General features: G+C 62.9%; 22 protein-coding genes, 1 other RNA gene and 1 riboswitch. Of the genes, 13 read left to right on the top strand and 10 right to left on the bottom strand.

The genetic code is table 11. The features are described 5' to 3' along the window. The first annotated feature begins 45 nt into the window (after nt 1–45). Complete coding sequence (locus tag ACDA63_RS10430; RefSeq protein WP_373663172.1) at nt 46–690, top strand: hypothetical protein; 645 nt, start codon at nt 46–48, stop codon at nt 688–690. Between the two features lie 22 nt (nt 691–712). On the opposite strand, the gene ACDA63_RS10425 is transcribed toward ACDA63_RS10430, so the two are convergent. Then, a complete protein-coding gene (locus tag ACDA63_RS10425) occupies nt 713–1,378 on the bottom strand; it encodes a response regulator (RefSeq protein WP_373663171.1) in 666 nt (221 codons plus the stop codon). 189 nt (nt 1,379–1,567) lie between these two features. Between ACDA63_RS10425 and ACDA63_RS10420 the strand changes: the two genes are divergently transcribed. The 6 genes from ACDA63_RS10420 (at nt 1,568) to ACDA63_RS10395 (ending at nt 9,519) form a co-directional block, all read left to right on the top strand. Further along, entirely contained in the window at nt 1,568–3,574 is a 2,007-nt protein-coding gene (locus ACDA63_RS10420) for a TonB-dependent receptor plug domain-containing protein (protein ID WP_373663169.1), read from the top strand. A gap of 9 nt (nt 3,575–3,583) precedes the next feature. After that, nucleotides 3,584–4,507: an ABC transporter substrate-binding protein gene (locus ACDA63_RS10415; protein WP_373663168.1), complete on the top strand. Its 924-nt coding sequence runs from the start codon at nt 3,584–3,586 to the stop codon at nt 4,505–4,507. Further along, nucleotides 4,504–6,438 carry an ATP-binding protein gene (locus ACDA63_RS10410; RefSeq protein ID WP_373663167.1) on the top strand — a complete coding sequence of 645 codons (1,935 nt, stop codon included), beginning with the start codon at nt 4,504–4,506 and terminating at the stop codon, nt 6,436–6,438. The genes ACDA63_RS10415 and ACDA63_RS10410 overlap by 4 nt, the downstream gene beginning before the upstream one ends. Nucleotides 6,439–6,512: 74 nt before the next feature. Then, a complete protein-coding gene (locus tag ACDA63_RS10405) occupies nt 6,513–6,923 on the top strand; it encodes a PhaM family polyhydroxyalkanoate granule multifunctional regulatory protein (RefSeq protein WP_373663166.1) in 411 nt (136 codons plus the stop codon). 9 nt (nt 6,924–6,932) lie between these two features. After that, nucleotides 6,933–8,027, top strand: a complete 1,095-nt coding sequence (locus ACDA63_RS10400) for an FIST N-terminal domain-containing protein (protein WP_373663165.1) — start codon at nt 6,933–6,935, stop codon at nt 8,025–8,027. Between the two features lie 118 nt (nt 8,028–8,145). Next, nucleotides 8,146–9,519 (top strand): phosphomannomutase/phosphoglucomutase, encoded by a 1,374-nt coding sequence (locus ACDA63_RS10395; RefSeq protein ID WP_373663164.1) that lies wholly within the window; start codon nt 8,146–8,148, stop codon nt 9,517–9,519. 71 nt (nt 9,520–9,590) lie between these two features. Here the strand turns inward: ACDA63_RS10395 and ACDA63_RS10390 are convergent, their stop codons facing one another. The 4 genes from ACDA63_RS10390 to ACDA63_RS10375 all read right to left on the bottom strand — a co-directional run bounded on the left by ACDA63_RS10390 (nt 9,591) and on the right by ACDA63_RS10375 (nt 16,476). Next, nucleotides 9,591–11,315, bottom strand: coding sequence for a diguanylate cyclase (locus ACDA63_RS10390; protein ID WP_373663163.1), 1,725 nt, complete (start codon nt 11,313–11,315; stop codon nt 9,591–9,593). Nucleotides 11,316–11,559: 244 nt separating this feature from the next. Beyond that, entirely contained in the window at nt 11,560–14,292 is a 2,733-nt protein-coding gene (gene alaS / locus ACDA63_RS10385) for an alanine--tRNA ligase (protein ID WP_373663162.1), read from the bottom strand. Nucleotides 14,293–14,422: 130 nt separating this feature from the next. Continuing rightward, complete coding sequence (gene ugpQ / locus ACDA63_RS10380; RefSeq protein WP_373663161.1) at nt 14,423–15,169, bottom strand: glycerophosphodiester phosphodiesterase; 747 nt, start codon at nt 15,167–15,169, stop codon at nt 14,423–14,425. Between the two features lie 2 nt (nt 15,170–15,171). After that, the gene (locus ACDA63_RS10375) at nt 15,172–16,476 is read right to left on the bottom strand and encodes an extracellular solute-binding protein (RefSeq protein ID WP_373663160.1); all 1,305 of its coding nucleotides are present in this window, start codon (nt 16,474–16,476) and stop codon (nt 15,172–15,174) included. Between the two features lie 169 nt (nt 16,477–16,645). On the opposite strand from ACDA63_RS10375, the gene ACDA63_RS10370 reads away from it, so the two are divergent. The 6 genes from ACDA63_RS10370 to ACDA63_RS10345 all read left to right on the top strand — a co-directional run bounded on the left by ACDA63_RS10370 (nt 16,646) and on the right by ACDA63_RS10345 (nt 22,167). Next, nucleotides 16,646–17,038 (top strand): hypothetical protein, encoded by a 393-nt coding sequence (locus ACDA63_RS10370; RefSeq protein ID WP_373663159.1) that lies wholly within the window; start codon nt 16,646–16,648, stop codon nt 17,036–17,038. Nucleotides 17,039–17,425: 387 nt separating this feature from the next. Next, on the top strand, nt 17,426–18,331 hold the full coding sequence (locus tag ACDA63_RS10365) for a transporter substrate-binding domain-containing protein (RefSeq protein ID WP_373663158.1): 906 nt from the start codon (nt 17,426–17,428) through the stop codon (nt 18,329–18,331). 177 nt (nt 18,332–18,508) lie between these two features. Beyond that, nucleotides 18,509–19,243, top strand: coding sequence for an amino acid ABC transporter permease (locus ACDA63_RS10360; protein WP_373663157.1), 735 nt, complete (start codon nt 18,509–18,511; stop codon nt 19,241–19,243). A gap of 11 nt (nt 19,244–19,254) precedes the next feature. Then, nucleotides 19,255–19,920: an amino acid ABC transporter permease gene (locus ACDA63_RS10355; RefSeq protein WP_373663156.1), complete on the top strand. Its 666-nt coding sequence runs from the start codon at nt 19,255–19,257 to the stop codon at nt 19,918–19,920. Between the two features lie 25 nt (nt 19,921–19,945). Continuing rightward, nucleotides 19,946–20,674 carry an amino acid ABC transporter ATP-binding protein gene (locus ACDA63_RS10350; protein ID WP_373663154.1) on the top strand — a complete coding sequence of 243 codons (729 nt, stop codon included), beginning with the start codon at nt 19,946–19,948 and terminating at the stop codon, nt 20,672–20,674. A gap of 80 nt (nt 20,675–20,754) precedes the next feature. Further along, nucleotides 20,755–22,167, top strand: a complete 1,413-nt coding sequence (locus ACDA63_RS10345; RefSeq protein WP_373663153.1) for a sorbosone dehydrogenase family protein — start codon at nt 20,755–20,757, stop codon at nt 22,165–22,167. A gap of 12 nt (nt 22,168–22,179) precedes the next feature. Here the strand turns inward: ACDA63_RS10345 and ACDA63_RS10340 are convergent, their stop codons facing one another. From ACDA63_RS10340 to ACDA63_RS10320, 5 genes are all read right to left on the bottom strand, one after another. After that, nucleotides 22,180–23,049: a neutral zinc metallopeptidase gene (locus ACDA63_RS10340; RefSeq protein WP_373663152.1), complete on the bottom strand. Its 870-nt coding sequence runs from the start codon at nt 23,047–23,049 to the stop codon at nt 22,180–22,182. A gap of 649 nt (nt 23,050–23,698) precedes the next feature. Continuing rightward, nucleotides 23,699–24,499, bottom strand: a complete 801-nt coding sequence (locus ACDA63_RS10335) for a sulfite exporter TauE/SafE family protein (protein ID WP_373663229.1) — start codon at nt 24,497–24,499, stop codon at nt 23,699–23,701. Nucleotides 24,500–24,633: 134 nt separating this feature from the next. Then, a non-coding RNA gene (gene ssrS, locus ACDA63_RS10330) (6S RNA) lies at nt 24,634–24,813 on the bottom strand. 72 nt (nt 24,814–24,885) lie between these two features. Then, nucleotides 24,886–25,182: a cell division protein ZapA gene (locus tag ACDA63_RS10325; RefSeq protein WP_373663151.1), complete on the bottom strand. Its 297-nt coding sequence runs from the start codon at nt 25,180–25,182 to the stop codon at nt 24,886–24,888. Next, nucleotides 25,182–25,382, bottom strand: a complete 201-nt coding sequence (locus ACDA63_RS10320) for a hypothetical protein (protein ID WP_373663150.1) — start codon at nt 25,380–25,382, stop codon at nt 25,182–25,184. Before ACDA63_RS10320 ends, ACDA63_RS10325 begins: the two co-directional genes overlap by 1 nt. A gap of 122 nt (nt 25,383–25,504) precedes the next feature. Continuing rightward, nucleotides 25,505–25,738: riboswitch (cobalamin riboswitch) on the top strand. The last annotated feature ends 118 nt before the right edge of the window (nt 25,739–25,856 follow it).

Genomic DNA, 25,856 nt, shown 5'->3' with positions numbered 1-25,856 from the left:
CTGGGGTGCCTGCCTCAAGGGACGGGAGCGCCAAGGGCGAAACACATGGCGGAGATCATTTGCATCATCGGCACCAAGGGCGGCACAGGCAAGACCACGCTGTCGCATCTGCTGTGCCACGGATTAGGCTTGCTCGGGCGTCGGACGGCGTGTGTGATGACCGACGAGTACCGGGATCCGCTTCCCCCACAGGGCCGCCGGTACATCATGGCGGACGCCCGCTCGCCCCAGGCCCGCACCAAGGTTGTTGAAAAGCTCAAAGAGCTTCCGGGATGGATGGGCGTGCTGGACGGCGGCGCCAACCGTACGGACACCGACATCTCGCTATATGAGATGTCGGATCTGGTTCTCCTGCCCTTCCGCGACTCGCCAGAGGACCTCCGCACGGTCATGCACGACCTGGAACTGTTCCCGCGCGCCTTCGCCCTGCCCTCGCAATGGCCGAAGAACAAGTGGCAAAAGGAAGCAGCCGCCAAGCTGATCGCAACCATGCCCGCCGACATGCAGGATCGCGTGCTGTCTCCGACTTACGCCGTTTCGGCTTCGAAGCTGCTATTGCAGAGCACGCCGCCCGAAGCATTGCCAGCGGCCCTGAACAACGCGGCCAAGGCCGTGGCTTGCCAGGTCATCGACATCCTCGGGGACGACGTGGCCGCCGTGGAAGCGAGCTTGAGGGAAGCGGCTGCCTGAAACCGGCGAAAAACCAGGAAGGTCAGCCGAGGAAACCCAGCCGCGACAGGGCGACCAGCGCCTGAGCCCGGTTCGACACGTTGAGCGCCTTGAGGATTGCTGAGCAATGGACCTTGACGGTTCCCTCGGTGATCCCCAGCGCGGTTGCGATCTCTCGGTTCGTACGGCCTTCGACCATCAGTTGGACCACCCTGATCTGAGCCGCCGTCAATCCATAGTGCTCGGCGAGATCGAGAGGGGGGCGCTGCTTGCGTGCAACGCTGCCGGCCCGAAAGAGGCAACCGGGCAAGGCATCCCCTGCAAGCACCGAACGCAGCGCCGCGAGCAACTGGTGAGGGGATACATTCTTGCCCAGGTAGCCCGACGCGCCGGCACGCATGGCGCGATCGACCGAAGCGGAGTCTTCCTGGGCCGACAACACAACAAGAGGAAGGCTGGGAAACCGACGGGCGAGCTCCGATACCAGCGAGAAACCGCTCATCTGGGGCAGGACCAGGTCGGTGACAACCAGATCGACCTCGTGACCCGAAGGCAGGAATGCCAACGCTTCTTCAGCGGAAGCGGCCTCGGAGAACTCGATGTCCTTGGCCAGCGGACTCAACATTCCGATGAGCGCCTGGCGCACCAGGGCGTGGTCTTCAACAACGAGAACCCGAAACAGATCCATGTGGCGGAGGGCGATACGCATGCAGCGAAAGGAATGCGGGGGTCAGGATATCACGCCCCCTTCTCCGAAAAGCCCTAAGATTCCTCCAGACTTCTTGTCGTATTGCCGGACTCTTCCTGTCAGGGCAATCTACACAAACCTATTCATCGATCAATGACCCATCGCCGCCACGCCCTCACAGAATAGGGCGGACACCCTGACAGGACCTGGATGAAGCATCTGCACCAAAATGGCTGTCGACGCGCGCTCTGGATGCTGATCGCCGCGCCAACTACCACGGCCTTGGCGGCAACGGATGAATCGGCGTTCTTCGGCGACATGCCGGTAGTCCTGTCCGCCTCGCGCCTGTCGCAGCCCCTGCGGGATGCCCCTGGATCGGTCACCGTCATCGACCGGGACCAGATCAGGGCCTCCGGCGCACGCGACATCTCAGACATCCTCAAGCTCGTGCCGGGTTTCGTCGCAACGCTGGCATATGGCAGCTATCCCGCCGTGGGCTACCACGGCCTGACGCGGGACCGATCACCGCGCATGCAGGTACTGATCGACGGACGCTCTGCTTACTCACCGTACTTTCTGGGTGGCATCGAGTGGAATCAGTTGGGCGTCGATATCGACGACATCGAACGGATCGAAGTCTTCCGGGGCTCGAACTCTGCCGCCTATGGCGCTAATGCCGTGCTTGGCGTGGTCAGCATCACCACGCGGAGCGCCTACGACAGCGAACGCATTTCGGCCAGTCAGCAGAGAGGCAACGACGGCATTCTCGATACTTCGGTCGCCGGTAGCCTGCAAAATGGCGGGCTGGGACTTCGCCTGCGCGCACACGAACAGCAGGATGACGGCTTCAAGGATTCCTACGATGGCCGTCGCATCCGGATGTTCGACCTGCGCGGCGACTATCAGATCAACACCACCCAGCGCCTCGAATTCCACGCGGGAAAGACCGACGCCGAGGTTCGACGCGGCTACCCCGCCGAGGCGGGCGATCCGCCCCGCACAACCAACATGCAAACGTCGTACAGCTTGCTACGCTGGCGGATGAGTGACGGAGCCGACGACGAATGGTCGGTCATGTATTACCACCAGGATCAAAGCCAGAGCGATGCGTTCGTCCAGACTTACCCGCTCTCGCGCATTCTCAGCCCCGCTGTCCTGGCCGCTTACGGGCTGCCATCATCGCTGACGCTGACCATTGATTCGAGCTATGACACCACCCGTGACGACGTCGAAATCCAGCGCACCCAGACAATCAACGAGCACCTCCGCGTCGTATGGGGCGCGGCATGGCGGCAGGATCGGCTCCATGCACCGCTCCAGTTCAACACGTTACAGACCGTGACCGTGCAAGACATACAGGCGTTCGGAAACCTGGAATGGCGGCCCGGCAGAGACTGGACCGTCAACGCCGGCGCCATGATTGAAAATGCTTCTCTTTCGGGCACAAACACCGCCCCCCGGGTAGCCGTCAATTACCATCTTGACGATGAGCAGACTGTCCGCCTCGCATGGAGCCGCGCCTACCGTGCGCCGACGCCTTACGAACAATTGTCGGACACCAAGTACACCTATAACGGGGCTGTGCTGCGCTGGACCGACAAGCCTGCCGACAATCTGGATCCAGAACGAATAACCGGCATCGAGCTGGGATACCTGGGGGAGTGGCGAACAGCCAATCTGTCGCTGGATACGCGGGCGTTCGACGAAAAGGTCGAAGGTCTTATCCAGGATCTGAAGATTCCCATCCGGATTCCGCAAGACCAGTTGGACCCGTCGCGCCGCGAAGTTCGCACGTCGGTCAATGGTTCTTGGGCACGCATGACGGGTCTGGAGTATCAACTGATGTGGAGGCCGCTGCAGACCAGTTGGATTTCGCTCGCTCAGACTTTTATGAACATACGCAGCGACAACCCGAAAAACTCGATGTCCGCCCCACACGTCGCCACCGTCATCACGGCGGCACATCGCTTTGATGCAGGTATCAACCTGAGCCTCTCGCACTACCGTTACGGCAGGATGAACTGGCAGCAGACAGAGCAGGAGACCATCCCGCCCTACCACCGCACCGACATCCGCATCGGCTATGAATTCTTCATCGGCAGGAGCCGCGCCGAAATCTATGCCGTAGGCCAGTATCTCGGCCAGTCCAACGCCGAATACAAACCCATCTATCAGGCCGACGCCCGCTATTACGCCGGGCTGCGCTGGGAGTACTGACAGCGCGCGATGTTGTCATTCGGTAGCTTCCTCCGCCTGCTGATACTGCTCGTACTGTGTGCCGCCACCCATGTGGCCGCGGCAGCGACGGTGCTCGTCCTGCTGTCCGAGCCCTCGCCGATCTATCAGGAGTTCGCCAACGCCGTTTCCAGCGAATTGCGACGCGACGCCTCGGGCATCGAGGTCATCCAGATGCACAGCGACCAGGTCGGCGCCAAACCTTTGCCCGAGGCTCAGTTCGTCATCGGTGCGGGCAATCGCGCAGCACAGATTCTCGTCAATCGCGACATCAAGGCGCCCACGCTGCTGGCACTCCTGCCCCGTAGCGCCTACGACCGCATCGCCGCCGGCAAACGTGATGACAAACGGGTTTCGGCGCTCTTCATCGATCAACCCCCCGCGCGCTACATCGACCTGGTCCGCGTAGCGCTTCCGGATGCCGAGCGGATCGGCATGCTGGCGGGCCCGGACAGCCGCGACACCGTGGCGCGGCTGATGCAGGTGGCGCGCGACCGCAAGCTGCGCCCGATGCAGGAGAACATCGCCAGCGACAGCGACATCTTCCCCGCTTTGCAGCGCATGTTCGGCGAAGGGGGCGTGCTCATGGCTGTACCGGATACCGCGGTCTTCAATTCGCAGACCATCCCCAACCTGCTGCTGTCGGCCTATCGATTTCGTGTGCCGGTCGTGGGGTTTTCGCAGGCCTACGTCAAGGCCGGTGCATTGATAGCACTGTATTCGACGCCCGAGCAGATTGGCACTCAGTCGGCTGAAATCGCTCGCAACGTGCTGGCCGGCGGATCGGTACCGGCCCCGCAGTATCCACGCCTTTTCAACGTGGGCATCAACACTCACGTCGCGCGTTCGCTCGGCTATCAGCTGGATAGCGAAACGGGCATCCGCGACAAACTCGAACGACTGGAGCGGCCATGAAAATCGGCTGGGACATTCGTACGCGGGTTCTCGTGGTCGCCCTGGTGCCGACGCTGGTGCTGGGCCTTCTGCTGACCGCCTTGCTGACTTTCTCGCGCCTGTCGGACCTGGAAGAGGCCCTCGTGCAACGCGGGCAGGCGCTCGCCAAGCAGTTGGCGGCGGCCTCCGAATACGGCCTGTTTGCCGGCAACCGGGACGCACTGCAGCAGTTGGCCAACTCCACGATGGTCAACGCCGACCTGCAGGGCATCGCCATCCTCGATCACGACGGCGAACTCATGGCCGTGGCGGGCCTGCAGGCCCATACCTCGCACTTGCCGCAGGATCGTTCGCAGGTCGAACAGGTCGGCGGCAACATGCTGCGCATCACCGAACCCGTCCTGTACACCTCGGCCCTCGAAGACGATCCCTACACCGAAACACGGGGCAAGCCGGCCCGCACACGCCAACCGACCCGTCTGGGCGAAATCGTCGTACTGGTATCGCTCGAACCTTTGCAAGCCCGCAAGCACGCGCAGATGCTCGCCGCCATGTTGACCTTGCTCGTCGTGCTGGCGGGCAGCGGTCTGCTGGCGCTGTTGATGAGCCGCTCGGTCAGCGCGCCGATCCGGCGCATCGCGCATGCCGTGACGGAAATCGGCCGCGGCCAGCTCGCCACGCGCGTGCCGGTCGAGCGCGGCGGCACGCTGCGTCGCCTGACCGAAGGTGTCAACGACATGGCGGCGCGCCTGTCCGTGGCGCGCGACGATCTGGAGCAGCGCGTCGAGGACGCCACCGTCGAACTACGTGCCCGCAAAGAAGAAGCGGAACTCGCCAACCTCGCCAAGTCGCGCTTTCTCGCCGCCGCGAGCCACGACTTGCGGCAGCCGATGCATGCGCTCGGCCTGTTCATCGCCGATCTTGCGCGCAAGGATCACGTGCCCGCCAACCGGCTGCTCATCGATCGCATCTCCGCATCGGCCGAGGCGATGGAGAACCTGCTCGACAGTTTGCTCGACATCTCCAAACTCGATGCCGGCGTGGTCACGGCCAACCCACGTCCGTTCGCGCTCGGTCCGCTGTTCGAACGCATCGCCGCCGACTATGGCCCCGCCGCGAGCGAGCGCGGACTGCAGCTACGGGTACGTCCGACGACGGCCTGGATCGAATCCGACCCGCTGCTGTTCGAGCGCATCCTGCTCAATCTCATCGGCAACGCCCTGCGCTACACACCGCGCGGCTGCGTCATGCTTGCGGCGCGTCGGCGTGGCAAGCGCATCCGGATCGAAGTACGCGACAGCGGCCTGGGCATCCCGGAAGAGCAACAGGAAGCCGTGTTCCAGGAATTCGTCCAGCTCGACAACCCTGCGCGGGACCGCAGCAAAGGGCTCGGGCTCGGCCTGGCCATCGTGCGCCGCATGGTGGACTTGCTGGGGCACACCGTCACACTGCGTTCGGCACCGAACAGGGGGTCGGTCTTCGCCGTTGAAGCCGCTGTCGCCAGCCCGGTGGAAATGCGCGACGCCACCACCCCGCTGCACATGGATCTCACCGGCCTGGTCGTCGCAGCCATCGACGACGACAGCCTTGCACAGCAAAGTCTGGCCGGATTGCTGCGTGCATGGGGCTGCTTTGTCATCGCGGCGGACAACGTCGAGCAACTCATCGCCGACATGGATGACCTCGAAGTCAAACCCGATATCGTGATCAGCGACTTCCGCCTGCCCGGCGAACTTGACGGTCTGCAGGTGATCGGCGCCGTCCGCGAGCGTTACGGCGCCCGCCTGCCCGGCCTGTTGCTGTCGGGCGATACAGGACCGGACACGCTTCGCCGGGCGACCGAGTACGGTATTCCTCTCTTGCACAAACCGGTACGTCCCGCACGCCTGCGCGCGGCAGTCACGCGACTGATCAACGACACCGGCCCCGACATCATCAGCCGCGAAGTGTGAGCGCAGCAGCGTCTGCGGGGCGCTGCTGCGGCATGTATGATTCGTTGTTGGACCATCACCCACCGGAGGCTGCTATGACTGGCACTACCCCGTCGCCTGATGAGGGGCGCGAATTCCTTCGCAAAATGTGGGGCAACATGGGCTTCGGCATGCCTGGCATGGTCACGCCCACGCTCGACGTCGATGAACTCGATCGCCGGGTCAATGACCTCAAGGCCGTCGAAGGATGGCTCAGAATGAATCTGGGCATGTTGCAGATGACAATCCAGGGGCTGGAAGTACAGCGCGCCACGCTTCAAGCGGTGCGAGCCATGGGCCAGGCGCACGAAGCGGCCGGCAATGATCCAGCGTCCAATCCCTTTGCCAATCCAGCGCTGTGGGCATGGCCCTTCTCGCCATCGCCGGCCGCCGACGAGAGCGACAATGCGCAGGAGCCCGAACCGCCTCCGACCAAGAACCGCTCTTCACGCAGCCGCAGCAAATAGCCGAGCACGATGAGTCTTCCTCCTTTCCACGCAGCGTATGCCGCGGGCAGCGACTGGAGCAGCGCACTCGAACATGCGCTGCGCCAATTGCCTGCGGGTGCCGGCGCGCAATCCAACCTTGGCATCGTCTACTTCTCGGATCAGTTTTCGTCGGCCGCCGACGCCCTGCTGGCCCGTCTGCGCCGCGCTACGGGCGTGCATGAATGGATCGGCGCCAGCGCTGTCGGTGTCCTGGGTAACGCAGGCGCAGCCTTGGATGCCGGCGGCATCAGCTTGATGCTGGCGCAATTGCCGGCCGACAGCTTTCGCGTGTTTTCCGGTCGGCGCCCCGTACCGCGTGATTTCCAGCCCTGGGCAGCGATCGTCCACGGCGACCCGCACACCGCCGACATGGCCGAACTGGTGCAGGACATGACATCCAAGCTGCGCGGCGAAACGCTGGCCGGCGGCCTGGCCAGCGCGCGCGCCACGGCACTGCAGGTGGCCGGGGACGTCCTGTCGGGCGGCATGTCCGGCGCAGTCTTCAATGAAGAAGTACAGTTCGTCACCGGCGTGAGCCAAGGGTGCGTGCCGCTGCCTGGTCACTGGCGCGTCACGCGCTCGCGAGACAACCTGATCGAGTCCATCGATGCGCGCAGCGCGCTCGAAGTCTTCCGGCAGGCAGCCGGCCCGGCATTGGGCGCAGACCTGCGGCGCGCCGTGCGCAACGTGCAGGTCGGCCTCACCGACGGACCCGAGGACCGCCGCCTGTTCGCCGTCCGGCGCATCGTCGGCGTCGATGTGCGCGGCGGCAAGCTGGCGCTGGCGGACAACATCGAACAGGGACAGCACATCCTGTTCGTACGGCAGGATGACGACAGCGCGCGCGACGACCTCGGGCACATGCTCGAAGAGCTGCGCGATGCTTGCCCCAGTCCACCGCGCGGCGGCATCTACGTGAGTTGCCTTGCGCGCGGCGGCGCGCTGTTCGAACGGGACGAGACCGAAATCGAAATGATCGCCGACGTATTCGGCGACATGCCGCTGACCGGTTTCTTCTCGGCAGGAGAGATCGTCGGCAACCGGCTCTTCGGCATGACCGGCGCGCTTACGCTATTCCTGTAGAACCAACAACGGACGTAACGAACATCCCGGGCACGGCGCTTGCGATTGGCCGGGCCCGGAGGCCCGCGAGGCGGCCCCGCCCGAACCCCGAAACTTTCGAATGACACTGGAGCACAGCATGCAGAACCCCGCACAGGAAATATTCAAGGCGTATGACATCCGCGGCATCGTCGGCAAGACGCTGACGGCCGACGTGGTGCGCGCAATCGGCCACGCCCTTGGCTCCGAAGCGGTGGCGCGCCAGCAAAAGAGCATTGTGATCGGCCGCGACGGCCGCCTGTCCGGCCCCGAGTTCGCCAAGGCGCTGGCAGAGGGCATCACCGCCGCCGGCGTGGACGTCATCGACATCGGCAGCGTGGCCACCCCGATCACCTATTTCGCGGCGTATCACCTTGGCGCCAATAGCTGCGTGTCGATCACGGGCAGCCACAACCCGCCCGAATACAACGGCCTCAAGATGGTGCTCGGCGGCGAGACCCTCTATGGCGCCCTCATCCAGGATCTGCGTCGCCGCATCGTTGAGAACGACCTCGCCCACGGCGCTGGCAAAGTCACGCAGACGGACGTTCGCCCCGCTTACATCGAGCGCATTCTGTCCGACGTGAAGCTGGCCCGCCCGATGAAGATCGTGCTCGACTGCGGCAACGGCGTAGCCGGCAATACGGCACCCGAGCTGTACAAGAAGTTCGGCTGCGAACTGGTGGAACTGTTCACCGACGTCGACGGCAACTTCCCCAACCACCACCCGGACCCCTCCAAGCCCGAGAACCTCGAAGACGTCATCCACGCCCTCAAGAGTACCGACGCCGAACTGGGCCTGGCCTTCGACGGCGATGGCGACCGCCTGGGGGTGGTGACCAAGGACGGCGAGATCATCTATCCGGACCGTCAACTCATGCTGTTTGCCGCGGACGTGCTCTCGCGCGTGCCGGGCGGCAAGGTCATCTACGACGTCAAGTGCACGCGCAATCTCGCCAAGTGGGTGCGTGACCATGGCGGCGAGCCGGTGATGTGGAATACCGGCCACGCGCTGGTCAAGGCCAAACTCAAGGAAACCGGTGCCCCGCTGGCCGGCGAAATGAGCGGCCACATGTTCTTCAAGGAACGCTGGTACGGCTTCGACGACGGCCTCTATACGGGCGTACGGCTGTTGGAAATCCTCTCCCGCAGCGCGGACCCGTCGGCCGTGCTCAAGGCGCTGCCCAACGCAGTCAGCACGCCGGAACTGAACATCAAGATGAACGAAGGTGAGCCGGTCAAACTGGTCGAAAAGCTCAAGAGCGAGAAGTTCGAAGGTGAAGTCGAGCGCATCACCATCGACGGCCTGCGCGTGGAATACGCCGACGGCTTTGGTCTGGCGCGTTCGTCCAACACCACGCCGGTCGTCGTGCTGCGTTTCGAAGCCGACAATGAAGCGGCGATCGCCCGCATCCAGGCCGATTTCCGCCGCGCGCTGACACAAGCGTGGCCGGGTGTGCAGTTGCCGTTCTGAACGAACACCACGCGACAAGAAAACCGCGCTTCGGCGCGGTTTTTTTGTATCGGGCACGGCCGTCGCAGCCTTTACGCGGCCAATTCCTGCCCGATCGCCACGACGCGATTGCGGCCCTCGCTCTTGGCCGCGTACAGCGCTTTGTCGGCGCGGCGGACAAAGGCGTCGAAGGTGTCGCGCAGGCTCAGGCTCGTGACGCCAGCCGATAGCGTGACCGTCCGCAGCCCGTCGAAGGGGTGCAGCTCGAGCAGCTCGCGCAGCTTGTCCGCCAGCACCAGCGCTTCGTCCAGCGCCGTCGATGTCGCCAGCACGACGAATTCTTCTCCACCCCAACGAGCCAGCACATCGGACGAGCGCAGATGCTGGCGCGCGAGCTGGGTGAACTCGACGAGCACGCGGTCACCCGCCGCGTGGCCGAAGTCGTCATTGATGAGCTTGAAGTGATCGAGGTCGATGATGATGAGCGCCAGCGGCAGGTTGTACCGTCGCGCCCGGCTCATTTCGCGCAAGGCGACTTCCTCGAAATGCCGCCGGTTGAACGCACTCGTCAGGCGGTCGGTGTTGGCAAGCTGCTCCAGCTCCATGTTGAGCAGGCGCAGTTCGCGGTTGGCCTCTTCGGCCTCGGCGCGCGCCACACGCACCTCCACTTCGGCCTGTCGGCGTGCGTCGATGTCCAGTAATGCGCAGAACATGGCGGCCCGACCGTCATGTTCGACCCTCGCGGCCGACACGTGGAACCAATGCACCTCGCCCAGCGAAGTCTGGCACTGCATTTCGCGATCGGCGACGGTACCGACGCGCCGCAGCGTGTTCATGAGTAGCAGCAGATCGTCAGGCGGCATGAAGTCGGCTTCAACTCTCGGCATGTCGCCATCCTGCAAACCGAACAGATCGTCCGCATGGCGGTTGAAGAACACAAGCCGGCCATCCTGCAGATCGATCATGAAGATGGCGCACGGTGCAGCGTCCAGCAAATGCCGCAGCTTCTGCGCGCTGTCGCGCAAGTCCAGCTCGGTGCGCTTGTTGTGAGTGATATTGCTGACGCTGGCGAAAATAAGTCGCTCATGGTCCAGTTCGATCGCCCGCGCAGAAACCAGCGCCCACAGCGGCGTGCCATCGCGGGTGCGCAATTCGAGTTCGGCACCTTCGACAATGCCTTCGTCCCGCAGACGCTGCTGCATATAGTCGCGTTGGGTATCGGAATGGCAGAACTCGAGGCCGCTGCGGCCGATCAATTCCTGCGCGTTATCGAAGCCCAGATAGGTGGCCGCACGCTGATTGGCGTAGCGGACTTCGCCCGAGCCAGACGCCGCAATCGTCAGGCCGACCGGCACGATGTCGAGCAGCGCGGTGCGCTCGGCTTCCACGCGGCGAATGGCATGCGATAGACGTTCTATCGCCGATCGATCTTCCATGACATACGCTATGCGCCTGCCGCGCAGGACAATGCAACGCACACCGACCGGATGACCGTCGATCACCACGCGCACCTGACCGTGCACGGGAGCGAGTCCATTGATGAGCTGCAGGTCTTCGCTGTCGATGCCGTTGCCGTCGTGCTTGCGGGCGAGGATGCCGGCGAAATCATCGCCCCGCCGCACGGGCCCGCCGAACCACGAGAGAAAGGCCGCGTTGAAGGTCTCGATGCGACGCTGCCCATCCAGGACGACGACCGCGTGGTCGAGGCAGGCAAGGATTTCGAGAGCATCGCGTCGCCAGCGCGCAACGACATACGCCAGGAGGCCAAGGCTCGCAGCGCACGCCACCACTACCACCAGCACGAATGCGTTCGACATAACGGCCTGCCAAGAGGAACCGCAATGGGAAAACCCGGGGTCGTTGAATGCTCAACGACCGGGGTTGCGCAAACTTTACCGACGAACAACAGAAAGAAATGCAGGAACGCGACGGACGTCACGCCCCAAAGTGATTCGGCAAGTAAACCAGACTTGCCCCTGGCTGCCTATGCGCGCAGCCGGGTTACGCCGTGCTTGCCCACATGGACAGGCACGGCGAACGTCGATGCCTGGCGACGATCAATCAGGCCTTGGCACCGACCCACTCGGCAACCGCCGAAAGCGCTGCCGGCAATTGGCCGGGATCGGTGCCGCCGGCCTGTGCCATGTCAGGACGGCCACCGCCCTTGCCGCCGACCTTCTGTGCGACAAAATTCACCAGCTCGCCGGCCTTGATCTTGCCGGTGAGATCAGGCGTCACCCCGGCAATGAGCGAGACCTTGCCATCGGCAACGGCACCCAGCACGATCGCTGCCGAACCCAGCTTGTTCTTGAGTTTGTCGACCGCCTCGCGCAGCGCCGGCACGTCCGCGCCGTCGAGCGTGGCCGCCAGCACCTTGATGCCGCCGACGTCGATCGCCTTGCCTGCGAGCTGTTCCGACTGACCTCCAGCCAGCTTGGCCTTGAGTTGGGCGAGTTCCTTCTCGGCCGCGCGGACATGTTCGAGCAACTGGGCAATCTTCTGTGCGGCTTCGGTAACGGGGGCCTTGAGCGCAGCGGCGACGCCATCGAGCACGGCCTCATGTTCCTGCACGACGCGCAGCGCATTCACACCCGTCACCGCTTCGACCCGGCGCACACCGGCGGCGACGCCGGATTCAGCCACGATCTTGAAGAAGCCGATATCACCGGTACGCGCAACGTGCGTGCCACCGCACAGTTCGCGCGAGGTGCCGATGTCGAGCACCCGCACCGTGTCGCCGTACTTTTCGCCGAACAGCATCATTGCGCCGAGCTTCTGCGCATCGTCGATGGCCATCTCGCGCGCCAGCGTGGATTCGTTCACCAGGATTTCGCGATTGACGATGTCTTCCACACGCCGGATTTCGTCATCGCTCAGCGGCGCGGTGTGCGCAAAATCGAAACGGGTCTTGTCGGCATCGACCAGCGAACCCTTCTGCTGCACGTGCGAACCCAGTACCTCGCGCAGAGCCTTGTGCATCAGGTGCGTGGCGCTGTGGTTACGCATGGTCGATGCGCGGCGCTCGGCGTCGACCTGCGCGGTCAGCGTGTCGCCGACCTTCAGGGTGCCACGCTCGAGTGTGCCGTGATGGCCGAAAACGCTGGACTGGACTTTTTGCGTGTCGTCGACGCGGAACTCGACACCGTTGGCGGACAGCGCGCCGGAGTCGCCGACCTGGCCGCCGGATTCGGCATAGAACGGCGTGTTGTCGAGCACGACCACCGCGGCATCGCCCACAGCAATGCTGTCGACGGCCGCGCCGTCGCGATACAGCGCCAGCACCTTGGCGCCGTCGACATGCAGCGATTCGTAGCCGAAGAAGCGCGTTGCGGCGCCGGTGTAATCGAGCGCGGTCGCCATCTTGAACTTGCCTGCTGCACGAGCCTGCTCGCGCTGGCGCGCCATGGCGGCATCGAAGGCAGCCTCATCGACGGTCACGCCACGCTCGCGGCAGACGTCGGCCGTCAAGTCGAGCGGGAAGCCGTAGGTATCGTGCAGCTTGAAAGCGACTTCGCCGTCGAGCACCTTGCCGCCGTTCAGTTGAGTCAGGGCGGCTTCGAGGATTTCCATCCCGTGAGCGATGGTCTCGAAGAAGCGTTCTTCTTCCTGGCGCAGCACTTCGGTCACGCGGGGCGCTGCTTGCGTGAGCTCCGGATAGGCTTCACCCATTTCGCGGTCGAGATCGGCCACGAGGCGGTGGAAGAACGGGGCGCGCACGCCGAGCTTGTAGCCGTGGCGGATGGCGCGGCGGATGATCCGGCGCAGCACGTAGCCACGGCCTTCATTGCTCGGGATGACGCCGTCGACAACCAGGAAGGCACAGGCGCGGATGTGGTCGGCGATGACCTTCAGCGACGGAACGCTCAGGTCCTTGACGTTGGTTTCGCGTGCGGCAGCGGCGATCAGCGTCTGGAACAGATCGATCTCGTAGTTGGAATGCACGTGCTGCAGGATCGCGGCAAGGCGCTCCAGGCCCATGCCGGTATCGACGCACGGTTTGGGCAGGGGCTTCTGGGCGTAAGTGGTGAGCTTGAACTGCGCGCCTTCTTTGTTCACCGCGCCGATCTTGCCGGCCGATTCGGCGGCGTCCTTTGCGGCATTCGCAGCCTGTTCGCTGTCGAAGAGCTGCTCGCCTTCGACATAACGCTCGAACTGCATGAACACGAGGTTCCAGATTTCGATGTAGCGATCACCGTCGGCGTCCGGGCTCCCCGGAGGGCCTCCCCACACATCGGCACCGTGGTCGTAGAAGATCTCTGAACACGGGCCGCACGGGCCGGTGTCCGCCATCTGCCAGAAATTGTCGGAAGCGTAGCGCGCGCCCTTGTTGTCGCCGATGCGCACGCAGCGCTCTGCCGGCACGCCGATTTCCTTTGTCCAGATGTCGAAGGCTTCGTCGTCCTCGGCGTAAACCGTCGTCCACAGTTTGTCCTTGGGCAGCTTGTAGACCTCGGTCAGCAGCTCCCACGCAAAGTGGATAGCGTCGCGCTTGAAGTAATCCCCGAAGCTGAAGTTGCCCAGCATTTCGAAGAAGGTGTGGTGACGCGCGGTGTAGCCGACGTTCTCCAGGTCGTTGTGCTTGCCGCCGGCGCGCACCGAACGCTGGGCGGTCGTGGCGCGCGAATACGGGCGTTTGTCGGCCCCCAGGAACACGTCCTTGAACTGCACCATGCCCGAATTGGTAAACAGCAGCGTGGGGTCATTGCCCGGCACGAGCGAGCTGGACGGGACGATGGTGTGACCCTTCGACTCGAAGTACTTGAGGAACTTGGAACGGATCTCGGCGGCTTTCATGGATACGCGACGCTCGCTACGGCCTGATTTCAAAGAGGAATCGCGGAGTTTAGCATCGCATCCCCTTCCGCAGCACGAGCCATGCAAACGATGGCTTGCCGCTATCGCGGCTTCACGCCGCGAGACAGCGTCAACACAAGGGCCCGAAGCGATCCGGGCGATCCGTGATGACGGTGTCGACGCCCCAGCCAAGCAGGGTCATGGCGTGCTGCGGGTCGTTTTCGGTATAGACAGCCACGCGATAACCGGCGGCTTTGATGGCGCGGCAGCAGGCCTCGTCCAGATATTTGCAGTTGGTGTGGACGGCGATCACGTCCAGGCCCTGGCAACGGACCAGCCAGTCCGACGGCACGCGGTCAACGAGCCAGCCACGCGGCAAGGCGGGGACTGCCTTGGCGGCAGCCTGCAGCGCGACTTCCGAAAACGAAGACAGCAGTGGCGGCACCGAGGCATCGCGCCACAACGCGGCAGCAAATTCGGCGGTCACGGCGCCGGTCAGGGCCTCGAACCCCTCGGCCGGCTTGATTTCGACATTGGCCACAAGGTCCAGCGCCCGACAACGCGCGGCGACCGCCGCAAAGCGCGGCAGAGGTTCGCCGGCGAACGCTTTATGAAAGGGTTGTCCTGCATCGAGCGCATCGAGCTGCGCATCGGTGGCGTCGCTCACACGACCGACTCCCGTGGTCGTGCGTTCGAGCGTTTCGTCGTGGATGATATACGGCGTGCCGGCTGCAGAAAGCATGACGTCGAATTCGACGCCTTTCACGCCTGCCAGCACGCAGAGATCCAGGCCGACCAGCGTGTTCTCCGGCGCCAGCGCACCGCCGCAGCGGTGCGCCATCACGCGCGGATAGGGCCAGTCAGCCAAGGCCGGCATGGTTACGGACGAACCATCGCGCGGCAGCAGCCATCCTCGCCGGCGCGGGCGCGATTGACGGCGTCGTCGAGCGCCTGCTTGGCCGGCTTCTTGTTGGCCCAGACAGACTCGATTTCTTCATCGAGGATGCGGCGCACGCCGGCACGACGGCCATACGTGGAGGCGGACGAAGCAATCGACACGGGCTTGTTGGTCAGTTCCTGAAGGGCGATCTGCTGTGCCACGAGCTTGTCGCTCAGTAGCTTGCTGCCAGTCGCCAACGCACCTGCCGTGTTGAGCGGCAAATAGCCGGCGTTGACCTGCCATTCGACCTGGGTCTCGGGCGTCAGCCAGAAGTTCACGAACTTGGCCACCGCCTTGTATTCGGCTGCCGTCTTGCCAGCGCCGATCCACAGGCTGGAACCGTCGGCAACCGTGTTCTGTGGCGCACCGTAGGCGTCACCATGGAAGGGGAAGGGCGCGACGCCAACGTCGAAGGATGCCATGCGCTGCAGCGTCGGGTAGTCGTCCGACGGAGCGGTGAGGACTGCGCAGGCCCCCTTGGCGAACGGTTCCAGCGCCTCGTCGCCACGGCCGAAAATCTGCAGATAGCGTGCCTTGTACCAGCTCGACATCATCGCCAGATGCTTGACCTGGATGAGTCCGTTGGCAGCCAGCGCTTCCTGCTTGCCATTCATGGCCACGAAGGGCTGGTTGTTCCATGCACTGGTGTTCTCGATGAGAATCCATGCCGGTTGCACGGTCGTGAACGGGCAGGCGTTACCCGATGCGTAGACCTTGCCCAGCGCGGCCTGCCAGTCCATCCAGGTCGTGGGCACGTTGTTCGGGTCCAGGCCCGCCTTGGCCAGTGCTTCCTTGTTGTAGAAAAGCACAGGAGTAGACAGAGCCACCGGCAGCGCTTCGAGACGGCCCTTGGAGTCGACCGGCATCGGCGTGACCATCTTCAGGACCGGAAAGGTCTTGAGCGGCTGGCCCGCACCGCGCATGACATCCCACAGGGGCTTGTAGCGCTTGGTGGTGACGAGGCGATCTTCGCCTTCCTGGTTCGGCAGGATCAGCGCCGGCTGCTTGCCCTCGGTCCAGTCACCGTCGCTCAGCGTGACCTTGATGTTGGGATTGGCTTCGTTGAACCGCTGGACCAGCTTTGCCAGTTGTTCGCCCTTGTCGGCACCCAGTTGATGAACGAATTCGAGCTCGACCATGGTGGGCTGGGCCGGCTTCTTGGCGGCAGGTTTGGCGGCCTGCTTGGGCGCTGCCGTGGCACACGCCGCCAGGGCGGCGGCCAGAACGGCGCAGGAGATTTTCATGGGGGACACTTGCTGCATTGTGGGTCGAGCTCCAGCGTGGTGAAACGATGCGGCATTATAGGAAATCCCTCCACTGCGCCCAGAGATCTTCGACAAGCGGGACGAGCGCGGGGCTCAAGTTGGGGGGACGGGTGACGTTATTCCTTACATCCCATTCGATCAAGCGATCATGTCCCGCATCTGTCTGGCGCTCATCGTTGTGCTGACCTTGACCGCCTGCGAGCAGCTCGGCATTCCCGATCCGCGCAAGGACGCGCAGCAGAAAGAAGCCGAAGGCAAGGCGATCGGCGGCGCCTGTCGTCAGTCCGGCCGCGCGCTCGAAGACTGCTACGCCTTCAATCCGAATGCGACGAAGGCGGCCATCTTCACCGGCTGGCGTGAGATGAACGACTACATGACCGAGAACAAGCTGGAGATCGTCAAGCCGCAGGTCGAACCTTCCTTGCCCGCCAATCGCAAGAAGCGCGTAGTGCAGGAAGACAGCGCCGACGAGTCCGCTCCCGAAGCCGACGCCGGACAAGCGTCAGGGCCGCCCCCTCGCGCCAGCACGGCGCAGCGCTGAGAAATCGTTCGAGACGACCGCGAACCCTGAGTGGCTGCACGGTTTTTGGCCGTCGCAAATGCACCATATTGGTGCAACTGGCAGTCAAACGCGCGCCCCATCTTGAAGCGACTGCCGCTTTCGCATCCACGCAGAGCACGTCTTTCCGGGATTGCCGTTGTCATGCCGCGTCAGCCGTCGCACCAACGACAGAGTCTTTCTGCTCGATATCAATCGAATCACCGTCCGTCGCATCGCTGAAATTTTCGGCAACTGATTTCCGTCAAATACGTGGTTCTACGGATTGGACGTTTTTAGTAATTGGTACAGTTTTCGCATACGGGAGAGGAGACGACTGCGCCGTGAGCGTGGCCCCGTTTTTTTTGGATAACGAACAGGAGGACATGTATGTTCAAGAAGGCCATTATCGCGGCCGTGATGCTGGGCGCAGGTGTGGGCGTTGCATCGGCCCAGGAACTGACGGGTACGCTGAAGAAGGCAAAGGACACCGGCAAGATCACGCTCGGCATCCGTGAATCCTCCTTCCCGCTCTCGTACCTGGACGCCAACCAGAAGCCGATCGGCTACCACATCGACATTTGCTTGAAGATCGTCGATGCAGTGAAGAAGCGCATCAACGCGCCGAACCTCGCCGTGGACATGGTCCCGGTGACCTCGCAGAACCGGATTCCACTGACCACCAACGGCACGGTTGATCTCGAATGCGGATCGACCACCAACAACCTCGACCGTCAGAAGTCGGTCGCCTTCGCTCCGACGACCTACGTCACGCAAGTGCGCATGGCGGTCAAGAAGGCCTCCGGCATCAACAGCATCACCCAGTTGAACGGCAAGCCCGTTGCCACCACCACCGGCACGACCAGCGTGGCGCTGATCCGCGCCAACGAAAAGGGCAAGAACCTCGACATCAAGGAAGTCTACGGCAAGGACCACGCCGACTCGTTCCTGATGCTGGAAACCGACCGCGCCGTGGCGTTCGTCATGGACGACAACCTGCTGCTGGGCCTGATCGCCAGCTCGAAGAACCCGTCCGAGTACACGCTGGCGGGTGAGCCGCTGTCTACCGAGCCGATCGCCATCATGCTGCGCAAGGACGATCCGCAGTTCAAGGCACTCGTCGATACGACGGTTGGCGATCTCGCCAAGTCGGGCGAACTGACCAAGCTGTACGCGAAATGGTTCACCTCGCCGATCCCGCCGAAGGGTGTGAACCTGAGCTTCCCCATGAGCGAAGCGCTCAAGGAAGCCATCGCCAGCCCCAACGACAAACCGGCCGAGTCGTACAAGAAGTAAGGTCCGTCGCTTGACCTGGGCGGCGACGCATTCAGTGCTCGCCGCCCGTTTCGTCTACATGCCTGTTCACACAAACGGCTGCGCACCCGGTATTGTCATGCCCTTTCGCGCGCCAGCCATGGCCATCGGTCGGGGCGCGAGCCTATCCCGACTCCGACTGCACTCTAGGGCTTCGATATGAGCTATCACTGGGACTGGAGCTTTCTCTTCCAGAACATCATGGGAGGTGATGAGACCTATCTCGACACCCTCGTCTCCGCCGTCGGCTGGACGGTCGCCGTGTCGCTCACGGCGTGGATCATTGCACTGGTGATCGGCTCCATCGTCGGCATCATGCGCACGTTGCCCAATCGCTATATCGCGGCGCTGGGCAACGCATACGTGGAGATCTTCCGCAACATTCCCATCCTGGTTCAGTTGTTCGTGTGGATGTTCGTCGTCCCCGAACTGATGCCGCACGACCTGAAGATGTGGATGAAGCAGGACATGCCCGCCAAGGAATTCATCACGGGCGCACTGGGTCTGGGCTGGTTCACGGCGGCGCGTATCGCCGAGCAACTGCGCGCGGGAATCCAGAGCCTGTCGGGAGGACAGCGCAACGCCGGCCTGGCGATGGGCTTCACCCTGGCGCAAACCTACCGCTACGTATTACTGCCGATGGCCTATCGCATCGTGCTGCCGCCGCTCACTTCGGAATTCATGAACGTGATCAAGAACTCCGCCGTGACCTACGCCGTCGGGGTGATCGAACTTTTCTACCAGTTCAACCAGATCAATGAGGAAACGTCGCGCTCGCTGGAGATCCTGGTCATCGTGGGGGGCCTGTACGCGATACTCGCCTACGCTGCGAACCGACTGATGACCACAATCGAAAAGCGTACCCGGGTGCCCGGATTCATCGCATCGAAATAAAGGCGCCGACCATGCTTTCAGAACTCGATTTCAGCATCATTCCGGCCTCCATCCCATTCTTGTGGGCGGGCTTCCTGTTCAGCCTGAAGATCACGGTCACCGCAATGGTCGGCGGCATCATCCTCGGCACGCTGCTGGCCATGGCCAGGCTGTCGGGCGGCCCGTGGCTTGCGGCAGCGGCAACGGCCTATATCAACACCATGCGCTCCATCCCGCTGCTGATGGTGATCATGGGCTTCTTCATCATCATCCCGACGCTCATCGGTCATCCGATCGGCTCGGAGAATTCGGCACTGATCACCTTCACGGTTTTCCAGGCCGCCTATTACGGCGAAATCATGCGAGCCGGCATCCAGAGCGTGTCGACGGGCCAGGTGAATGCCAGCTTCGCGCTCGGCATGACGTACTGGCAGGCGATGGGCCACATCATCCTGCCGCAGGCCGTGCGCAACATGCTTCCCCTGCTGCTGACGCAGACCATCGTACTGTTCCAGGACACATCGCTGGTCTATGCCATCGGGGCCAAGGATCTGTTCCGCGTGGCGACAAACATCGCCAACACCGAGCATGCGCCGGTCGAGATGTACCTGTTCGTCGCGCTGATCTATTTCGTCATCTGCTTCTCGCTGTCGCTGCTCGTCAAGCGCATGCAAAAGCGCATAGCCATCGTCCGCTAACCGATTCTTTCGCGGGTAAAGATCCATGATTCAGATAAAAAACGTCTCCAAGTGGTACGGCAACTTCCAGGTGCTGACCGATTGCAGTACCGGCGTCGCGAAGGGCGAGGTGGTGGTGGTATGCGGCCCGTCGGGCTCGGGCAAGTCCACCCTCATCAAGTGCGTCAACGCACTCGAGCCGATCCAGCAGGGCGACATCATCGTCAACGGCATCAAAGTTAATGACCCTGCGACCGATCTGCCGAAGCTGCGCTCCAAGGTGGGCATGGTGTTCCAGCACTTTGAGCTCTTCCCGCACATGACCATCGTCGAAAATCTGACGATCGCCCAGATGAAGGTGCTCAATCGCGGCAAGGACGAAGCACGTGACAAGGGCATGAAGTTGCTCGAGCGCGTCGGACTCAAGGCGCACGCGCAGAAATTCCCCGGTCAGTTGTCCGGCGGGCAGCAGCAGCGTGTGGCGATCGCTCGCGCGTTGTCGATGGACCCGATCTGCATGTTGTTCGACGAGCCGACCTCGGCGCTCGACCCCGAGATGATCAACGAAGTGCTGGACGTCATGGTCGAACTGGCTCGCGAAGGCATGACCATGATGGTGGTCACGCACGAGATGGGCTTCGCGCGCAAAGTGGCCAATCGCGTGATCTTCATGGACCACGGCACGATCGTTGAAGACGCGCAGAAAGACGAATTCTTCGGCACACCGCGCTCGGAGCGTGCCCAGCAGTTCCTGTCCAAGATCCTGCACCACTGATCGGTATTCCGGTGGCGGATGGGAACGTCCGCCACCGGCTGCTGACTAAACGACTCCGAGCTTCGTCGAGGAGTCTCACCATGCGGCAGCACTTTCTCGGCAATCCCCTCCGATCGGCAGGCATCGTCGGCCTGTTGGTTGCAGCCGCGCTGGTAGCCTGTGGCTCGAACGGCGGCGGATCAAGCGCATCTTCCGAAGCCGCGTCGAGCATTGCGGCGACCTCGTCCAGCAGTTTGGCAGTCAGCGCGCCCACATCATCGCTCAACCTGCAATCAGTCAGCGTCGAAGTCCCGTCCGGACTCGACTCAGCCCCCTTCAACCAAGCCCGTACGCTCAACGTCCCGGAAGGCTTTGTCATCCGCGTGATTGCGCGGGTAGACGGCGCGCGCTTCCTGGCGGTGACGCCGGACGGCGGCCTGCTGGTGTCGCAACCCAATGCCGGCAAGCTCACTTTGTTGCGTCGCGACGGCAATACCTGGCGCGCCAGCGACTTTGCAGCCGGATTGCGAATGCCGCACGACATGGTGTTCTACCGTAGCGGCGACGCCACCTGGCTATACGTGAGCGAAGCGCACCAGGTCAGCCGCTTTGCGTGGACCGACGGCATGACAAAAGCTGGCGCCGCACAGGTAGTCATCGCGAACCTGCCCAACGCCAGCACCCCGGGCATCGGCTCCTACGGCCACCAACTGAAGAACATCGCATTGTCGACCGACGGCAAGCTGTTCGTTGCCATCGCATCCACCTGCAACGTGTGCGAATCCGACGCCAAGGCCGACCCTGTGCGCGGGTCGATCTATGTCTATGACGCCGATGGCCGCAACGGCCGCCTGTATGCTCGCGGACTGCGCAATGCGGAGGGATTGGACATTCTGCCGGGTACTGGACAACTGTGGGCTGCGGTCAACAATCGCGACCAGATTCCCTTCCCTTACCACGGCGACTTCGATGGCGACGGGCGCGACGACTACGGGCGCGTGATGAGCCGTTTCGTCGATGACAACCCGCCCGACCCCTTCACTTCGGTGCGCGAAGGTGGCGACTACGGGTGGCCGTACTGCAACGCTGGGCCTCGCAGCGCAGACAGATTCCAGTCATTGCCGCTCGAACGCGACATCGATACGAACGCCGACGGAAACCAGCGCGACTGTGCGGCGCTGGATCGCGCGAGCCTTTCGTTGCCCGCGCATTCGGCGCCCTTGGGAATGAGCTTCCTGCAGGGATCGTCACTCCCGGCACCGTGGAAAAACGGGGCGGCAATCGCCTTGCATGGCTGCTGGAACTGCACGCGATTGAATGGTCACTCGGTCGTCTTCGTGCCTTTCGACGGGAGCAAGCCGGGCCATGAAGTCGACATGATCACCGGCTGGATGACCGACGCCTCCGCGCGCAGCCGCTGGGGCCGGCCGGTCGACGTCGTGCCGTCCCTCACCGGCTCGCTCTATGTTTCGGACGATTTCAGCGACACAGTCTACGAGCTATACCGGAAATAGGCCCGAACCTGCCTAGAGCTGGGCGCTGCTGGAGAGCGTATTGCACTGCTGCACGTTGGCGCTTTCCAGTCCGCGCTTGAACCAACGGACGCGCTGAGCCGACGTGCCGTGCGTGAAGGTGTCGGGCACCGCGTAACCGCGGGCGCTCTTCTGCAAAGTATCGTCGCCGATGGCGGTGGCGGCGGCCAGCGCTTCCTCCACGTCCCCCTCTTCGAGCAACTTGTGCCGCTGGTTCGAACGCCCGGCCCACACGCCGGCCAGGCAGTCCGCCTGCAATTCGAGCCGTACTGACAGCGCGTTGGCCTGGGCCTCTGATGCGCGTTGCTGCGCCTGACGAACCTTGTCCGAAATACCCAGCAGATTCTGGACGTGATGCCCGACCTCGTGCGCGATCACGTAGGCCTGGGCAAAATCACCCGGCGCGCGGAACCGCTTGCGCAATTCCTCGTAGAAAGCCAGATCGATATAGACCTTGCGGTCGGACGGGCAATAGAACGGCCCCATGGCGGTTTGCCCCGTCCCGCAGGCGGTAGGCGTGGCGCCGGAAAACAGTACGAGCTTCGGCGCTGCATACTGGCTGCCCCCTTCCGCGAAAATCTGCGACCAGGTCCGTTCGGTGTCGCCCAGGACCTGGCGCACGAAGCGCTTGTCCGGATCATCCGGCGCGTTCGGGTCGGCGGGCGCCTGTTGCGTGGCAGTCGGACCACTCACCATGCTGGCGCCGTTGAGCACCACCGAGGGGTCGATGCCGAAATACCAGGCAACCAGAGCCAGCACCACGGTGCCCACACCGATCGTGCCACCTCCGATCGGCAGTCTGCCGCCACCGCCGCCCCGTCGGTCTTCAACGTTGTTGCTCTCTTGCCCATCCTCAAAACGCATGACCTGCTCCTTAGGAAATCGTCGCGCACCGGCAAGCGACCGCTTCGGCGTGGAGATTGGCAAGCGCCATCGGCTGCGTCAATCAGAGAAGGATTAGTTGATGGCGGGGATCAGGAAAAGTGCGCCGCCTGCGACGAACGATCCTGATGTATGGATTCTGGCACCCGTGCAGGCGAGGAGAAAGGCTGACTGCGTGCGGGACTTGCATCGGGCGGGCGGACCGCCAATAAAAAAAAACGGGAAGCTACGCCCGTAGCTTCCCGTCCCCAATTGAGGAAACCCGTTTTGCGGGTTTCCCTCCCCCTACGTTTGGTTCTGTCGAACCAGTGTCCTTTGGTGTCCCTTGGCGCGTTCAACGCGATCCGGCCGATTTTTTTCTTTTGCCGGTGGCTTTGTGAGCCCACGCGTCTGCTGCGTTTTTTATCGCGGGGTCAGCCCTGCTGCCCCGCGACTTTTGCTATTTGCCGCATTTCTTGCGGCTTCGTATGTCTCCAACATCCCCCGGTGTGCCTTGGCGCCTGTCTGACGCGATCAGCGATCCGTTGAAATGAATTGTGACAGATCACATCGTTTTATGCGCCTATCAATTGCACTTTTGGACTTAAAAGTTTTCTATGGTGCACTGCACACGGGAACTTCTTCTTTCTATTCAGGACCATACCCCCCAAACCATCTTGACCGCCAAAATCGTCAAAAGCAGGGCAAACGCCTTTTTGAGGGTTGGCACAGGCAAAGCGTGCGCCATCCGGGCTCCAAACGGCGCAGTCAGAACACTCCCCACGACGATCGTCGCAAGCACTGGAACCATCACGTAGCCGAGGGTGGCGGCAGGCAGGCCGGAGCGTCCCCAACCCTGCCAGATGTAGCCCAGCGTACCGAAGAATGCGATCGGCAGCCCCATGGCAGCCGATGTCCCGATGGCGTGCTGCAACCGGACGTTGCACCAACTGAGCCACGGCACCGTCAAAGAGCCTCCGCCGACGGCGACCAGTCCCGACAAGGCGCCAATACCGACACCGACGCCGGCAACACCGAACCGCCCAGGCAGATTGCGCTTGGCGGACGGCTTGAGATCCAGTGCCATCTGGGTCGCCACGCAAATCAGAAAGAAGGAAAAAAACAGTGCCAGACCCCGGGTCGGCACGATGCCAGCGATCCTGGTGCCGATGAAGGTGCCGATGATCACGCCTGGCGTCATGTCGCGCACGACGTCCCAACGCACGGCGCCGCGCCGATGATGCGCGCGCAGGCTCGCCAGCGAGGTGAAGATGACGGTCGCCATGCCTGTCCCCAACGCCAGCCGCAAGACATGTTCATGGGCGACTCCCTGCGCGTCGAAAATCATCGTCAGGACGGCCACGATGATCACACTGCCGCCAATGCCCAGTAAGCCCGCAAGAAACCCGGCGACGGTACCGAGAAAGAAATATGCAATGAGCCAGAGATCCATCGGTGGGTCGATGACGAACGAATGAGTTCGCAACGTACCGGCCTGGGCGTGTGTCGACAAGCCGGGCGAATACCGATGGTGCGCGGCGCGCGCAAATAAAAAACGCGGCATCGCGCCGCGTTTTTTTTGAGAGAGGGTCCCCCGCATGTGCCGTCAGGTCATCATCCTGAACCTGGGTTCAGGGGGCTGCGTTTCCTGCCGCATCAGGTGCGCCCAACAAGGAGCGCTCACAACAGCGGTGTATCGGTTGGCAACCATGTCGCGTAGACATTGGTTCAAGGAGTATTAGACCTTAACGAACACCGCAGGGGATAACTCGTGGCCCGCTATCGCGAACCGAAAACCTTTGGGGGATACGACACCGTGCGCAGCTTGAAGGCCCCCGCCTAAAACAGTTTTTCCTGCTGGGCCAGCGCATCTTCGATACGTTGCCCCATGGCTGCGATTTTACGCCGGTGGCCCGGTAGATCAAGCCCTGCCGAGCGCTGCGCCACAACAAAATCGTGAGCAATGTTCAACGCCGTCATGAGCGCGAGCGTTTCACCGCTGCCGGAACTCCGGCCGGCCGCCTGCTGCAGCTTTTCGTTGAGCAAAGCGACGGCGGCTTCAAAGGTCTCGCGCTCTTCCGGTTTGACCGAGACGGCGAAACGTTTGCCCATCAATTGAATGTCGAGCGATTCCATCACGGCTCCGTGACCGGCAGTTTTTCGAGCACCGCTTCGATGCGCGCGACAGCCGTCGCGAGCTTTTCAGCCAGCACGCGGTTGTCGGCTTCGAGTCGTGCCACGCGATCGGTGAGCTCACCGTTGGCGCGACGCGTTTCGGCGAAGGCTTCGATGAGCCGCGAGATGCGGGCGTCGAGATCGGCAATTTCGTTGTCCATAGCGAAGGATGGTAGTGCCCCCTTTCGCGTGCGGTCAATACGACTTCCGCGACACATTGCGCCAGCGCTCGCGCCCCGCCCGCGAGCCGCGGCGACTGCCGGCAACGGCGCGTTCTGCGGTATCATCCGCCCTCGCTTCAGGTGCCTGGCAAACATATGTTGCCGGGTTAATCGGGAAGCCGGTGCGCGATTTCATCGCAAGGCCGGCGCTGCCCCCGCAACGGTAAGCGAGTCAAAGCGCGGCGATAAGCCTCAGAGCAAACCACTGTGCCCCACGGCATGGGAAGGTACCGCGCCTGGATGCCCACGGCATCCGCTCGTCAGCCCGGAGACCGGCCTGTGGCGTGGCCTCGCACGCACGTCCCAACCGATGCGCGCGTGGCTGAAGCGCATCGCGGTGGGCGATTGCGGTTTGCGCCCATCCTGGCCGAGCCTCGTCCTCCTTCCGCCGTGCATTGACCCACGAACGTTCCG

The organism is Uliginosibacterium sp. sgz301328 (assembly GCF_041807905.1).
Classification (GTDB): domain Bacteria; phylum Pseudomonadota; class Gammaproteobacteria; order Burkholderiales; family Rhodocyclaceae; genus JBGVSA01.
Note: the sequence above shows the minus strand (reverse complement) of the source record. Positions and strands in the feature narration are given on the sequence as shown.

Coding starts and splice junctions, on each gene's coding strand:
- ACDA63_RS10425 (WP_373663171.1), bottom strand. CDS start 1,378: ATGCGTATCGCCCTCCGCCACATGGATCTGTTTCGGGTTCTCGTTGTT.
- ACDA63_RS10365 (WP_373663158.1), top strand. CDS start 17,426: ATGTTCAAGAAGGCCATTATCGCGGCCGTGATGCTGGGCGCAGGTGTG.
- ACDA63_RS10400 (WP_373663165.1), top strand. CDS start 6,933: ATGAGTCTTCCTCCTTTCCACGCAGCGTATGCCGCGGGCAGCGACTGG.
- alaS (WP_373663162.1), bottom strand. CDS start 14,292: ATGAAAGCCGCCGAGATCCGTTCCAAGTTCCTCAAGTACTTCGAGTCG.
- ACDA63_RS10340 (WP_373663152.1), bottom strand. CDS start 23,049: ATGCGTTTTGAGGATGGGCAAGAGAGCAACAACGTTGAAGACCGACGG.
- ACDA63_RS10370 (WP_373663159.1), top strand. CDS start 16,646: ATGTCCCGCATCTGTCTGGCGCTCATCGTTGTGCTGACCTTGACCGCC.
- ACDA63_RS10335 (WP_373663229.1), bottom strand. CDS start 24,499: ATGGATCTCTGGCTCATTGCATATTTCTTTCTCGGTACCGTCGCCGGG.
- ugpQ (WP_373663161.1), bottom strand. CDS start 15,169: ATGCCGGCCTTGGCTGACTGGCCCTATCCGCGCGTGATGGCGCACCGC.
- ACDA63_RS10395 (WP_373663164.1), top strand. CDS start 8,146: ATGCAGAACCCCGCACAGGAAATATTCAAGGCGTATGACATCCGCGGC.
- ACDA63_RS10390 (WP_373663163.1), bottom strand. CDS start 11,315: ATGTCGAACGCATTCGTGCTGGTGGTAGTGGTGGCGTGCGCTGCGAGC.
- ACDA63_RS10410 (WP_373663167.1), top strand. CDS start 4,504: ATGAAAATCGGCTGGGACATTCGTACGCGGGTTCTCGTGGTCGCCCTG.
- ACDA63_RS10325 (WP_373663151.1), bottom strand. CDS start 25,182: ATGGAATCGCTCGACATTCAATTGATGGGCAAACGTTTCGCCGTCTCG.
- ACDA63_RS10355 (WP_373663156.1), top strand. CDS start 19,255: ATGCTTTCAGAACTCGATTTCAGCATCATTCCGGCCTCCATCCCATTC.
- ACDA63_RS10345 (WP_373663153.1), top strand. CDS start 20,755: ATGCGGCAGCACTTTCTCGGCAATCCCCTCCGATCGGCAGGCATCGTC.
- ACDA63_RS10375 (WP_373663160.1), bottom strand. CDS start 16,476: ATGAAAATCTCCTGCGCCGTTCTGGCCGCCGCCCTGGCGGCGTGTGCC.
- ACDA63_RS10360 (WP_373663157.1), top strand. CDS start 18,509: ATGAGCTATCACTGGGACTGGAGCTTTCTCTTCCAGAACATCATGGGA.
- ACDA63_RS10430 (WP_373663172.1), top strand. CDS start 46: ATGGCGGAGATCATTTGCATCATCGGCACCAAGGGCGGCACAGGCAAG.
- ACDA63_RS10415 (WP_373663168.1), top strand. CDS start 3,584: ATGTTGTCATTCGGTAGCTTCCTCCGCCTGCTGATACTGCTCGTACTG.
- ACDA63_RS10320 (WP_373663150.1), bottom strand. CDS start 25,382: ATGGACAACGAAATTGCCGATCTCGACGCCCGCATCTCGCGGCTCATC.
- ACDA63_RS10420 (WP_373663169.1), top strand. CDS start 1,568: ATGAAGCATCTGCACCAAAATGGCTGTCGACGCGCGCTCTGGATGCTG.
- ACDA63_RS10405 (WP_373663166.1), top strand. CDS start 6,513: ATGACTGGCACTACCCCGTCGCCTGATGAGGGGCGCGAATTCCTTCGC.
- ACDA63_RS10350 (WP_373663154.1), top strand. CDS start 19,946: ATGATTCAGATAAAAAACGTCTCCAAGTGGTACGGCAACTTCCAGGTG.